Here is a 13625-nt window from a genome sequence, read left to right as displayed (position 1 = left end):
CCTGGTTTTTGGGTAAAATAGACTAAAAACATTGACTTGGTTGGCAATCTATGGTATTATCGTCTATGTAAAAAGCACAAAGAGGTGTCTTATGTGCTTGATATCGGCATGGGGATGCCGTGTAGCGAAAACGATATGACGTGACGGTTTTAGATCGTGGCGGAGGATTGCCTTCTGTGGGGGAAAGGCAATCCTCTTTTTTGCGTGATTTGATATGATAATCGGCAAGTATAGCCTATCATTTTTATAAAAAGTTTGATATGGTTAGAGAACTTACATATAATACATGTATCGATAAGGAGGAATATTATGCTTAAAAAACTAAGGAAAGATAAGCGGGTAAGAAACGTGATGACAACGTTAGCTGTTATCTTATCTGCTCTTTTACAGACGTATGTGATTCAGGCCTTTATCCAACCTGCAGGACTGTTGTCCGGTGGATTTACGGGAATTGCCATTTTAATTGACCGGATTACTTCCCTGTTTGGAATTAATATATCCACTTCCCTTGGTATGGTGGTACTTAATATTCCGGTGGCCTGGGCTTGCAGCAGAAGCATCAGCAAGCGATTTACTTTTTTCTCCCTGTTACAGGTTCTCCTAGCCAGTACATTCCTAAGAATATTCCATTTTAGTCCTCTGTTTGACGATGAGGTACTGAATGTAATCTATGGTGGCGTTCTGTTTGGTTTTGCCATTTTACTGGCACTTCGGGGCAATGCTTCCACCGGAGGAACGGATTTTATTGCCCTTTACGTGTCAAATAAGACCGGGAACTCCATATGGACGTCTGTATTTATCGGTAATGTGGTCCTGCTTTGTATCTTTGGAGCTATATTTGGCTGGAAATACGCTGGGTACTCCATCCTGTTTCAGTTTGTTTCAACAAAAATCATATCAACCTTTCATCACCGGTATGAGCGGGTCACATTACAGATCACGACCGCAAAAGGCCCGGAGCTTTCTGAAAAGTATGTGGAAACCTTTCATCATGGAATCTCCTGTGTGGATGCTATCGGTGGTTACAGCAAGAAAAAGATGTACCTTCTTCATACGGTGGTCTCCTCTTATGAGGTGGCTGATATTATTACCTTGTTCTACGAGGTAGATGAGCATGTTATCGTCAACCTCTTTCGGACGGAACAATTTTATGGTTCCTTTTACCGGGCTCCTATGGAATAGGAGTCCGGTAAAAGGATCATTTTTTTAAGCGGAGGGGAAAGCTGCGGCTTTTCAGCCGGCTGAAAAAGAAGAAATAAATGAAAAACAGAACTGAAGTAGTAGCCCAGGTCATAGGGTAACTGAATATCACGGTTTCAATGGTACGGTGAAGGGGAACCACAGTCCAGATCCATACGACCCGAAGAATGCAGACTCCCATACAGGTAAGGAGCATAGGGATCCAGCAGTCCCCGGTCCCGCGAAGGGATCCGGAGAAGATTTCTATGGAAATATACGTAATATAAACCGGAACCAGATAACGAAGAATATCCGTACCAATGGAAATGACATCGGTATCCGTGGTAAACAAAAGATAAATGTGGTTTCCAAACCCATAGAGAAGTATACTGAGAACAATGGAGGCCGCAAAGCACATGGCCATGCAGACCCGGATTCCCTTATAGACCCTGTCCTTTTTCCCTGCCCCGTAGTTTTGTCCTACAAAGGTGGTAATGGAGATACCAAAGGCGCTTATGATGGTGAAGAATACGCTGTCAATCTTTCCGTAAGCGGTCCAGGCAGCTATGGTATTGGTTCCAAGGGTGTTGATACTGGACTGAATGATAATATTTGAAAAAGAGTACATAACGGACTGGAGTCCGGCTGGAAATCCGATGCGGATGATACGCTTTAACATACCTTTATCAATTCTTAAATTACGCAGAACCAATCGGTAGGATTCCTTTGTGCGGGTCAGTACAAGCACCACGAGCACAGCGCTTAAGAGCTGGGAGAGAATGGTGGCCAGTGCAGCTCCCCTTACCCCAAAGGGTAGGTATACCACGAACAGGATATCCAAAAGGATATTGGTAAAACAGCTTGCAATAAGAAAATAAAGAGGCCGCTTAGAGTCTCCAACTGCCCGGAGGATTCCGGCTCCCATATTATAGATCAGGTTTGCAGTCACACCCATAAAATACACCCTCATAAAGGCGACCGCGTGATGAAGGATATCCTCAGGAGTCCCCATGGCCTTTAGGGCAAGGGGTGCAAACACGATTCCGATGATGGTAAAGAGGATTCCGGAGACGATAGAGAAGGCTATGGCTGTATGGACCGCCTGGCTCACCTTTTCCTTTTGATTTCCTCCGTAATGCTGTGAAATAATGACCGTTGCACCAGAAGAAAGCCCTATGAAGAATCCGATCAGCAAATTGATCAGAGTTCCCGTAGGACCTCCCACTGCAGCAAGTGCTTCCTTACCCACAAATCTGCCGACAATAACGGCGTCTATGGTATTATAAAGCTGTTGAAAAAAGGTTCCAAATAAAATGGGAAAGAAAAACAGAAGAAGCTGTTTCCAAATCACTCCCTCTGTAATCCCGTTATGCCCCAGCGCATCCTGTGCTTTTGTAGTTTGTTCCATGGTTCATTTTCCTCGTTCATGTAATTATGTATCCAATTTTTTCATTATACAGTTTTCAATGAAAAAATACAATCCCTCCTTACTCAGCCTTTACTGCCTTTGTAAGCGCCTGATCCACAGCCTTTAAAAGAACGCCTGAGGTATAGCGGGATTCCGTTGGATAGGAGATGTTTTTGGTGGACTGGTTTTTAACGATCTGCTCCGATAAGTTCTCCATTGCAGGCTGCATGAGCGGATACATGGTTGTGACAGCTTCGCTTAGGGGAACCAGGTTCACAGAGGCAATCTTTCCGGAATCTACGGTAACCTGAACATTAATATCCTGGTTGTTCAGTGTTATGGCAGAGGTATAGACCCCAGGAACATAATGCACGGCGTCACCAGACGTGGGAACCGAATCCTTTTTCGGGCGGAACATGACTAAAAACAAAGTAATAAGGAGTATTCCAAGGCCGACGAAGATTGCTGTGTAAATGATTTCTTTCATTCGTAAAACTACGATTTTTGTTTTTGAGCTCATATAAAAAGCCCTCCGTACAGTTTTGTTATAGTCTATTATTTTGATTTGTGTTTCATGCCTAAGATTTGATTGTTGTAAGGGGAAAACTATGTTAAGATGATAAGCAAACAAGTGTTTTGTTTTCATAGGAATGATTAGAAAAAGGAGACAAAAAGACGATGTCCCTTCAATTTATTTTAGGCGGGTCAGGGTCAGGAAAGACCTACCGCCTTTATACAGAGCTTATCCGCATGTCCATAGAGGATCCGGATACCAGATATATTGCCATCGTACCAGAACAGTTCACCATGCAGACACAGAAGGAGATTGTTACCCTTCACCCCCGTCATGGTGTTATGAATATAGATATTGTCAGCTTTAACCGTTTGGCTTACCGAATTTTTGAAGAGCTTGCCATTGAAAATCCCCAGGTCCTTGACGACATGGGAAAATCCATGGTCTTAAGAAAGGTCGCCGCCGGAAAGAAAAAAGAGCTGGTGCTTTATAAAGAGCATCTGTCAAAGAACGGATTTATCTCCCAGTTAAAATCCATGCTTTCTGAGATGTATCAGTACGGAGTCACCCCTGATATGTTAAAAGAAGAGCTGCCACAGTCCATGAGTCCTATGCTGAAACAGAAGCTGTTTGACATCTCCGTGATGTACCAGGGCTTTAAGGATTATATTAAGGACAAGTATATCACCACGGAAGAGATCCTTGATGTATTCTGCCGTGTACTGCCTCAGTCAGAGTTAATCAAAAACAGTGTTATCACTCTTGACGGCTACACCGGATTTACTCCGGTCCAGTACCGGATTCTAGGTCTGTTCCTTCGTTTTTGCAAAAAGGTCATTGTCACCGTGACCATTGATCCCCAGGAGAACATGAGCAGGCGGACCGGCGTTCAGGAGCTGTTTTACATGAGCCGACAGATGATATGGAAGTTAAATGATCTGGCAGAGGAAGAGAATACCGTAAGAGAAAAGGATATCTTGATCATGGAGCACCCTGCCGTCCGTTACCGTCAGGCGGGAGAGAACACGGAAAATTCTCTGGATTTTCTGGAGCAGAATCTATACCGTTATAAGGGGAAGGTATCAAAGGACTTTACATCCATTCGTTTGGTAAAAGCGTTAAATCCAGCCGAAGAGATTTTATTTGTGATCCATTCCATGGAAGAAGCCATACGGACCAGGGGACTCCGTTATCGGGATATGGCGGTGATAACGGGAGATTTAGGAAGCTATGCCAATGAGATTATTCATCAGTTTCAGGTAAATGGCATTCCGTTCTTTCTGGATGATAAAAAAAGCATTTTAAAAAATCCCATGGTTGAGCTAATCCGGGCGGCCACCCAGATGATACAAAAGGATTTTACGTATGAATCCGTGTTCCGCTATGTAAGAACCGCTCTCATCGTTTCAGATGAGGAGAAGGAAAAGACGGACCGGCTGGAGAATTATGTCATTGCCATGGGGATTCGCGGCTTTAAAAAATGGGATTCCACATGGGAAGGCTGGTACCGGGGAGCCAAGGAGCTTAATCTGGAGGAAATAAATGAATTCCGGGAAAGGATTATTGCCCCCTTACGAGGTCTCAGAGAGGCATTTCGAAAGGAAGATTCCACCGTAAAAACCATGACAGCAGCAGTTACAGAGCTTTTAATGGAGCTTGGAATCGAAGAAAAACTCCTCGCCTATGAAACCAGGTTTAAGGATATGGGAGAAATGATACTTGCAAAGGAATACAGTCAGGTCTATGGCCTAGTCATGGATTTATTTGACCGTCTGGCAGGACTTTTAGGAGAAGAACACGTAAGCGGGAAAGAGTATGGAGAAATCCTGGATGCCGGTTTTTCTGAAATAAAAGTGGGACTGATTCCGGCATCCGTGGACCGGGTGGTGGTAGGAGATATTACCAGAACAAGGCTTGACCATGTAAAGATACTCTTTTTTGTGGGAGTCAATGATGGAATCGTACCGGTAAAAAAGGAAAAGAGCAGCCTGTTTACGGACAGGGAGAGAGAATTTTTAGGAACACAGGCTATTGAGCTGGCACCCACAAGCAAGGAAGAGGGCTTTCGACAGAGATTTTATCTTTATCTGGCCCTCACAAAGCCGGAGCAGGAGCTTTGCTTATCTTATTCCGCCATGGATGGATCAGGAAAGAGCCTTCGCCCGTCCACTCTCATTGGAGAGCTGAAAAAGCTGTTCCCGGGGCTGACAGAATCCATACCTCAAAAGGACCAGGTTCCTCTGTCCATGAGAGAGGCAAAGGATTCTCTCCTCCATGGACTTCGGGAATACCGGATGAATGGAGAGAACGACCGGTTCCTGGAGCTTTTTAAGGCATTTCTTTTATCGGACCGTTACAGTGAGGAAGGGAAAAAGCTTTTAGATGCCGCCTTTTATACTTACGAGGAAAAGGGAATCGGAAAGGTGGCAGCCAGAGCTCTTTACGGCTCGGTCATCAGCGGAAGTGTCACTAGAATGGAGCAGTATGCTTCCTGCGCTTATGCTCATTTCTTAAATTACGGTCTGGAGTTAATGGAGCGGCAGGAGTATGAGCTGGCAGCTATGGATATTGGAAATCTGTTTCATGATTCCATTGATTTATGCTTTCAGAAGATCAAGGAGGAAGGAAAGGATTTTAAGACATTGTCCGAGGAGGAGCGAAAAGCACTGGTTCATGAATGTGTTTCTCTCGTGACCAGTGAATACGGAAATACCATTCTTAAAAGTTCAGCCAGAAATGCTTATCTGGCGGGAAAGGTAGAGCGGATTACGGACCGAACCATGTGGGCATTGACCGAACAGCTAAAGAAAGGTGACTTTGTCCCCGTTGGATTTGAAGTATCTTTTTCTGCCTCCGATCATCTAAAGGCTATGCGCATTCCCCTCTCCGGAGAGGAAGCCATCCACCTGCGGGGAAGAATTGACCGGCTGGATCTTTGTGAGGACGATGACGCAGTGTATGTAAAGATCATCGATTATAAATCAGGCAGCACGGCCTTTGACTTAACTTCTCTGTTCTATGGATTGCAGCTCCAGCTTGTAGTCTATATGGATGCGGCACTTGAAATGGAGGAGAGGCACAGACCGGAAAAACAGGTAATTCCTGCGGGAATCTTCTATTATAACATCGGCGATCCTGTGGTGGACAAGGAAGGTAATATGACAGACTCTCAGATAGACCAAAGGATGTTAAAGCAGCTACGCATGAACGGTCTTGTCAACACGGAATTAAACTCCATTTCCCATCTGGACCGGGAGATTGAGACAGAGTCTGATGTCATACCCGTTGCCATGAAAAATGGCATCATACAGGAAGCAAGGTCCTCAGTTGCCGGGGGGAACCGGTTCAAAGCTCTCCGCCAGTTCGTGCAGGAGAAGCTGAAAACAGAGGGTCAGGAGATTTTAGACGGTGTCATTGATGTAAAGCCTTATAAGCAGGGAAACAGAAGTGCCTGCGATTACTGTCCTTATCATGCTGTCTGTGGCTTTGACCTAAAGACGGAAGGATATGGCTACCGCAAGTTTAAGGCACTGAAATCAGAAGAAATATGGCCGGTTATTGAAGGCGAAAAGGAGGCTAAGGACGATGGCGATCAGCTGGACGGATGAGCAAAAAGCGGTCATTGAAAGCAGAAACAGGAATCTTCTTGTCTCAGCGGCAGCAGGAAGCGGTAAGACAGCCGTTTTGGTGGAACGAATTATCCGTATGATCACAGAAGGGGAAGAGCCTTTAAAAATCGATCAGCTTTTAGTCATGACCTTTACAAAGGCAGCGGCAGATGAGATGCGGGAACGTGTCTTAAAAGCGGTAGATGAAAAGCTTATGGAGCACCCGGACAACACTCATCTGCAGATACAGGCTGCCATGATTCCTTATGCTCAGATTACGACCATTGACAGCTTTTGTCTTGGACTTATAAGAGAGCATTACAACAAGCTGGACATTGATCCTGCTTTCCGGGTGGGAGATGAAGGGGAGCTTATTCTCCTTCGGGCAGATGTGATGAAGGAGATGCTGGAAGATTTTTATGAGGCAGCAGACCCTCGTTTTGAACAGTTTGTGGAGACCTATGCCACTGGAAAGACGGATTACGGCATTGAAGATTATATCATGCAGGTTTATACCTTTTCCCAAAGCAATCCGTGGCCGGGGGAATGGATTGACCGCTGTCGGGCAGAGCTTTTGGCTGATGACATGGAAGGAATGATGGAAACGGAATGGATGAGATTTCTCATGCATGATGTGAACCTTCAGATTTCTGAATTAATAAGCCAGATAGAACGAGCCGCAGAGGTGTGTGAGGAAGAAAATGGGCCGGAGGCTTATCTTCCTATGATGATCAGTGATAGGCGCCTGTTAAAACGGCTTTTGGACGCAGTAAATTATGAGGCATTTAACAGGGAGTTAAAGGAGGTCTCCTTTGACCGTCTGGCCTCCATTCGGAAAAAAGACATTGATCCTGAGAAAAAGGCTTATGTAACAGGAATCAGGGACCGTGTGAAAAAGGCGGTTTCAAAGCTTTCTGATCTTTACTGCTTTGAGTCCCCGGATGAAGTTCTCTCAGACATAAAGGGAACCAGAGAAGCCGTATCCATGCTCCTTGATCTTGCTCTAGAATATGCCAGAAGGTATCAGGAGAAAAAGCGGGAGAAGAATCTGGTGGATTTTAATGACCTAGAGCATTATGCCCTTGAAATCCTGTTAAAGCAGGAGGGGAATGAGAGAATTCCATCCGATGCAGCCGATGAGTTAAGCAAGCAGTTCGTTGAGATTTTGGTGGACGAATACCAGGACAGCAACGATGTTCAGGAGGCTTTAATCACCAGTATATCAAGGGAGCGGTTCGGCACGCCCAATGTGTTTATGGTAGGAGATGTGAAGCAGAGCATCTATCAGTTCCGTCTGGCAAGACCTCAGCTCTTTCTGGATAAATACGAGTCCTACCAAAAGGAAGAGGGATTATACCAGAAAATAGAGCTTCATCAGAATTTCCGAAGCAGAAATGAGGTTCTTACCGGAATCAATGAAGTGTTTTACCAGATTATGACAAAGAATCTGGGAAATATTCGTTATACCAGAGATACCGCTCTTCACCCCGGAGCCTTTTACCCGGAAAGGGAAGGCAGGATAGGAGAAAAGCCGGAGCTTATGATGATTCATGCGGAAGGCGATCTCTTAAAGAAGCTTGATGAGGATGGCGGAGAGTTTACCAGCCGGGAATTGGAGGCAAAGGCTATCGCTGCCAGGATTCGCGAATTCGTTCATCCGGAAACCGGGCTTATGGTCTTTGATAAGAATTTAGGCGGCGGGGGTGGTTATCGGACGGCGCAGTATGGAGACATGGTCATTTTGCTAAGAAGCTTAAGCGGCTGGGCAGAGGATTTCGTAAACGTATTGATGAACGAGGGAATTCCAGCTTATGCGGAAAGAAAAACCGGTTATTTTACTGCCATTGAGGTGGAGGTGATACTTTCCCTTCTTAATATCATAGATAACCCTATGCAGGATATCCCTCTGGCAGCCGTGTTAAAATCCCCTGTCTGTGAGGTAACAGACGAAGAGATGGCCCACATGACCGCCCTCTTTAAAAAGAAGGCAAAAAAGGGACAGGATCGGGGGATCTATGGAGCCTGGCAGCAGTACCTTTTGGAATATGAGGAAGCAGAGGACATGGCTTATCCTCATTTATATAGGAAACTGGAGCGATTATCTCACATGCTGACGACCTATCGTGCAAAGGCAGCCTATTTATCCATCCATGAGCTGCTCTATGATATATACGAAGGTACGGGCTACTATGATTACGTTTCAGCCATGCCAGCCGGAGAAGTAAGAAGGGCCAATTTAGCCATGCTGGTGGAAAAGGCATCTGCTTATGAAAAAACCAGCTACACCGGACTGTTTCATTTCATCCGTTACATTGAAAATCTTAAAAAATACGATACGGATTTTGGAGAGGCTTCCCTGTCCGGAGAGGACAATACCGTTCGTGTCATGAGCATCCATAAAAGCAAGGGACTGGAATTTCCCGTTGTATTCTTAGCGGGTATGGGGAAAAAGTTTAATAAACAGGATGCATACGGAAAAGTACTCATTGATCCCGACCTTGGGATTGGAACCGATTATCTGGATCTGGAGCGGCGAATCAAAGCCCCTACCTTAAAAAAGCATGTCTTACGGCGGAAAACAGAGCTTGGGGCCATGGGAGAAGAGCTTAGGGTTCTCTATGTTGCCATGACCAGGGCCAAGGAAAAGCTGGTCATGACAGGACTGGACCGTTATCTGGAAAAGAAGATGGAGCGGTATCAGGAGGTCTTTCGGGTAGATGGAGCCATTCCATTTACCATTCTCTCTACTGCAGATTCTTATTTAGACTGGATGCTAATGAGTCTTTCCGGGAAGTATTCGGATACAGCCATTCTTTTGGAGGAAGGCCAGGATACGGGCAGCCTGATTGTAAAGGAATTGCCTGTGACTCAACTGGTGGGACGGGAGGTGGAGCGCCAGGCAGGAAAGAAACTGACCAAGGAGCGGCTGCTCTCCCTTAATACCGAAGAAATCTATGATGAGAAGCTTCAAAAGGAGTTACATGCAGCGTTTCACTACCAATACCCTCATGCGGCTGAAATAGGACTTCATACCAAGCTGTCAGTTTCAGAGCTTAAAAAGCAGGGACAGTTTCTCGATGAGGAGGAAAGCGAGTTTCTGCCTACCATTCCCATGTTCCTAAAAGAGGAAGGGGAGGGGGATGCAGTCAGAGGTGCTTACCGTGGAACGGCCTATCACCGTGTGCTTGAGCTGCTTAACTTTGGAGCGGTGCATACAAAGGAAGAGATTTCAGAGGCCATCCATGGTTTTCGTAGAGAAAAGCGTATGGATGAGGAAAGCATTTCCCTTCTGTCAGAAACCATACTTCTTAACTTTTTAATCTCTCCTCTTGGAAAACGGCTGTCCCTGGCACAAAAGGAAGGAAGATTAAAGAAAGAACAACAGTTCGTTATAGGGATTCCTGCAAGAGAAATGGACCTTGGAGATTCGGATGAGCTTATTTTGGTCCAGGGTATTATTGATGCTTATATGGAAGAAGAGGACGGGCTGGTTTTAATCGATTATAAAACGGACCGCATCAGAGAAGGAGAAGAAGAGATCTTAAAAAACAGGTATCAGGTCCAGATTAATTATTATACCCGGGCTCTGGAGCAGATGACTGGGAAAAAGGTAAAGGAAGCAGTTATTTATTCCTTGTCCCTGCAAAAAGAAGTGATAGTAAGCAGTTCATAAAGGAAGGATTCTCTGCCGGTAAGCATAAAAAACCGGCAAAGCAGTATAATAAGAAACAGCAATCCGGCATAACTTAAGCGGGTATAAAATCTGGCAGAGAATCTTGGATAGAAGTATTATTATGAAACGCAATTTCTAGGGAATAATTGACAGATAATTGCTGATAATGGATAAAGAATCAGCAATAATATAGGAAGTGAACAAGAATAAAAATAGCGTTGACAAATAGTTTTACAATATGTTATAGTTCACCTGTCAGAGATCACAAAATTTAATTGGTTACAGTATCAATGAAGCTTATATATGCTCATAATTGGTTGAGTGTTTCTACCAGCTACCGGAATAGTTGTCTATAAGTTTTCGCATGGATTACGGCACAGCCCTTGTTGGCTGTGATTTGTGGTGCGTGCGCAGGAGGATAGAGAAAAACGGTGGTTTTTTATTGCGCATGGAACAAACACGCTGCAATGGAAACTGCCGTATTGTATTTTATGGATAGCAGAGCAGGAGGTTTTATGGCTGAACAAAAAAATTTTGTCTTAAAAGGAAACATATGCTACAGTGAGGATATCCATCTGTTACGGACAATGGAACAAGGGTATTTGGTATGTCTGGAAGGAAAAACAGAAGGTGTTTATAAAGAGCTGCCAGAGCAGTTTAAAGCCCTTCCCCTTACGGACTGGGGAGATATGCTTATCATTCCCGGTCTTGTGGACCTTCACATTCACGCCCCCCAGTTTTCATTCCGCGGGCTTAATATGGATCTGGAGCTTTTGGACTGGCTGAATACCAACACGTTTCCGGAAGAAGCCAAGTACAAGGATCTGGATTATGCGAAAAAAGCCTATCAGATTTTTGCCGATACAATGAAGAAAAGTGCAACGACAAGAGCCTGCATTTTTGCCACCATACACCGTCCGGCCACGGAGCTTTTAATGGATCTTATGGAAGAGACCGGGTTAAAGACGATGGTGGGAAAGGTGAATATGGACAGGAATTCTCCTGATTATTATTGCGAAAAAAGTCCCAAAGAGTCGGAACGGGATACCATAGAGTGGCTGGAGTCTGTCATGTCGAAATACGACAATGTGACCCCCATACTTACGCCCAGGTTTATTCCATGCTGCACGGATGAGTTGATGGAACGCCTGTCAAGGATACAGAAGAAGTACAGGATACCGGTTCAGTCACATCTGTCGGAAAATAAAAGTGAGATTCATTGGGTGAAGGAGCTTTGTCCCACTTCAAGGTTTTACGGAGATGCCTACGACCAGTTTGGTCTGTTTGGCAAACCTGCTAAGACCGTTATGGCACATTGCGTTTATTCTACCCATGAGGAGATAGACCTAATGGAGGAACAGGGAGTCTTTATTGCCCATTGTCCTCAGTCCAATACCAATTTGTCCTCTGGAATTGCGCCAGTGAGAACTTATCTGGAGCGTAAGATGAACATTGGTCTTGGAACTGATGTGGCTGGAGGCAGTGGAGAATCCATATTCCGTGCCATGGTAGATGCTGTTTCCGTATCTAAATTAAGGTGGCGCCTTCTTGATGAAAGCTTAAAGCCGGTAACTATGGAGGAGGCATTTTACATGGGTACCTTAGGCGGAGGAGCTTTCTTTGGAAAGGTTGGAAGCTTTTTAAAAGGCTATGAGTTTGATGCTCTGATACTGGATGACAGCGATCTGCCTCATCCACAGCCACTTTCCTTAAAAGAAAGGCTGGAACGTTTTATTTACCTGTCTGATGACAGGCATATTAAAGGAAAATTTACAGAAGGAAGCCGGATCTTTTAAAGGTAGGTTCCGGCATCAGGAGGTACGAACATGGCAACGAAAGATAGGGGAAGTTTTTTAGATAAGACATTCCACTTGTCACAAAACCACACGGATGTAAAAACTGAGGTGGTGGCTGGTATTACCACGTTTATGACAACTGCTTACATTCTCGCAGTAAACCCCAGCATCTTAAGTGCAGCTGGAATGGACAGCGGTGCTGTATTTACAGCAACTGCACTGGCATCCCTGGTGGGAACACTTTTGATGGCCTGGCTTGCAAACTATCCGTTTGTACTGGCTCCGGGTATGGGACTGAATGCCTTTTTTGCTTACACCGTAGTACTCAACATGGGATATACCTGGCAGATGGCCCTGGCAGCCGTATTCATTGAAGGTCTGCTCTTTATCGTTCTTTCTCTTACGAGTGTCAGAGAAGGAATCTTTAATGCGATCCCAATCAATTTAAAGCATGCGGTTTCTGTAGGAATCGGTCTGTTTATTGCATTTATCGGAATGCAGAATGCTAAAATTGTTGTAGACAGCTCCACTCTTGTTTCCTTTTATTCATTTAAACATTCTTTTACAGATGGAACCTTCCATACCGTTGGTATTACTGTTTTACTTGCAATCATCGGTATTCTTGTTACATCGATACTAGTAATTAAGAATGTAAAGGGCAACATGTTATGGGGAATTTTATTTACCTGGATTCTTGGAATGATCTGTGAAGCGACTGGTCTCTATCAGCCAAATCCAGAGCTTGGCATGTTCAGTGTATTCCCGGATTTAAGTGCTGGATTCGGAATTAAAAGCATGGCTCCTACTTTTATGAAGATGGATTTTTCCAGAGTATTTTCCCTGGACTTTTTGGTTGTCATGTTTGCATTCCTGTTCGTTGATTTATTTGATACCCTGGGAACTCTCATTGGAGTTGCATCAAAAGCGAACATGCTTGATAAGGACGGAAGACTTCCTAACGTCAAAGGCTCTCTCTTATCAGATGCCATTGCAACAACCGCAGGTGCTGTATTTGGAACCTCCACAGTGGTTGCATTCGTTGAAAGTGCAGCAGGTGTGGCAGAAGGCGGAAGAACAGGACTTACAGCAGTCGTAGCCAGTATTTTGTTTGGACTATCCCTGTTTTTATCTCCCATCTTCCTGGCGATTCCGTCCTTTGCGACGGCACCGGCTCTGGTCGTGGTAGGATTCTTAATGCTGACTTCCATTGTAAAGATTGATTTCAATGATTTTACAGAGGCGATTCCAGCTTATATTACCATCGTTGCCATGCCGTTTATGTACAGCATTTCTGAAGGTATCTCCATGGGAGTCATTTCCTATGTCATCATTAATGTTGTTACAGGAAAGAGCAAAGAGAAGAAGATCAGTACCCTGATGTATATTCTGGCGGTTCTGTTTGTTCTAAAGTATATATTGATCTAGGAGATCAATGATCTTAAGATAA

At 44.6% G+C, this 13625-nt stretch carries 7 protein-coding genes and 1 riboswitch; of the genes, 5 read left to right on the top strand and 2 right to left on the bottom strand.

Annotated elements, in window-relative coordinates:
- Positions 1-309: 309 nt before the first annotated feature.
- Positions 310-1182 carry a YitT family protein gene (locus T546_RS0103505; RefSeq protein WP_026890424.1) on the top strand — a complete coding sequence of 291 codons (873 nt, stop codon included), beginning with the start codon at positions 310-312 and terminating at the stop codon, positions 1180-1182.
- Between the two features lie 16 nt (positions 1183-1198).
- Here T546_RS0103505 and T546_RS0103500 read toward each other — a convergent pair whose 3' ends face one another.
- Both T546_RS0103500 and T546_RS0103495 read right to left on the bottom strand, forming a co-directional pair.
- Entirely contained in the window at positions 1199-2587 is a 1389-nt protein-coding gene (locus T546_RS0103500; protein ID WP_034597736.1) for an MATE family efflux transporter, read from the bottom strand.
- Between the two features lie 79 nt (positions 2588-2666).
- Complete coding sequence (locus tag T546_RS0103495; protein ID WP_024836852.1) at positions 2667-3107, bottom strand: FMN-binding protein; 441 nt, start codon at positions 3105-3107, stop codon at positions 2667-2669.
- A 158-nt stretch (positions 3108-3265) separates the two neighbouring features.
- Between T546_RS0103495 and addB the strand changes: the two genes are divergently transcribed.
- The 4 genes from addB to T546_RS0103475 all read left to right on the top strand — a co-directional run bounded on the left by addB (position 3266) and on the right by T546_RS0103475 (position 13603).
- Positions 3266-6709, top strand: coding sequence for a helicase-exonuclease AddAB subunit AddB (gene addB, locus T546_RS0103490; RefSeq protein WP_026890422.1), 3444 nt, complete (start codon positions 3266-3268; stop codon positions 6707-6709).
- Complete coding sequence (gene addA, locus T546_RS0103485; protein WP_026890421.1) at positions 6687-10382, top strand: helicase-exonuclease AddAB subunit AddA; 3696 nt, start codon at positions 6687-6689, stop codon at positions 10380-10382. Before addB ends, addA begins: the two co-directional genes overlap by 23 nt.
- A gap of 277 nt (positions 10383-10659) precedes the next feature.
- Positions 10660-10755, top strand: a riboswitch (purine riboswitch).
- Positions 10756-10897: 142 nt separating this feature from the next.
- Entirely contained in the window at positions 10898-12178 is a 1281-nt protein-coding gene (locus T546_RS0103480; protein WP_026890420.1) for an amidohydrolase family protein, read from the top strand.
- A gap of 30 nt (positions 12179-12208) precedes the next feature.
- Entirely contained in the window at positions 12209-13603 is a 1395-nt protein-coding gene (locus T546_RS0103475; RefSeq protein WP_026890419.1) for an NCS2 family permease, read from the top strand.
- Positions 13604-13625 lie beyond the last annotated feature (22 nt).

The organism is [Clostridium] aerotolerans DSM 5434 (genome assembly GCF_000687555.1).
GTDB classification, from domain to species: Bacteria; Bacillota; Clostridia; order Lachnospirales; family Lachnospiraceae; genus Lacrimispora; species Lacrimispora aerotolerans.
The sequence above is the reverse complement of the archived record's forward strand: the minus strand, read 5'-3'. Positions and strand labels throughout refer to the sequence as shown.

Bases quoted from the DNA above. Each gene is read 5' to 3' on its own strand.
- T546_RS0103475 (WP_026890419.1), top strand. From the start codon at position 12,209: ATGGCAACGAAAGATAGGGGAAGTTTTTTAGATAAGACATTCCACTTG.
- T546_RS0103480 (WP_026890420.1), top strand. From the start codon at position 10,898: ATGGCTGAACAAAAAAATTTTGTCTTAAAAGGAAACATATGCTACAGT.
- T546_RS0103500 (WP_034597736.1), bottom strand. From the start codon at position 2,587: ATGGAACAAACTACAAAAGCACAGGATGCGCTGGGGCATAACGGGATT.
- T546_RS0103505 (WP_026890424.1), top strand. From the start codon at position 310: ATGCTTAAAAAACTAAGGAAAGATAAGCGGGTAAGAAACGTGATGACA.
- addA (WP_026890421.1), top strand. From the start codon at position 6,687: ATGGCGATCAGCTGGACGGATGAGCAAAAAGCGGTCATTGAAAGCAGA.
- T546_RS0103495 (WP_024836852.1), bottom strand. From the start codon at position 3,107: ATGAGCTCAAAAACAAAAATCGTAGTTTTACGAATGAAAGAAATCATT.
- addB (WP_026890422.1), top strand. From the start codon at position 3,266: ATGTCCCTTCAATTTATTTTAGGCGGGTCAGGGTCAGGAAAGACCTAC.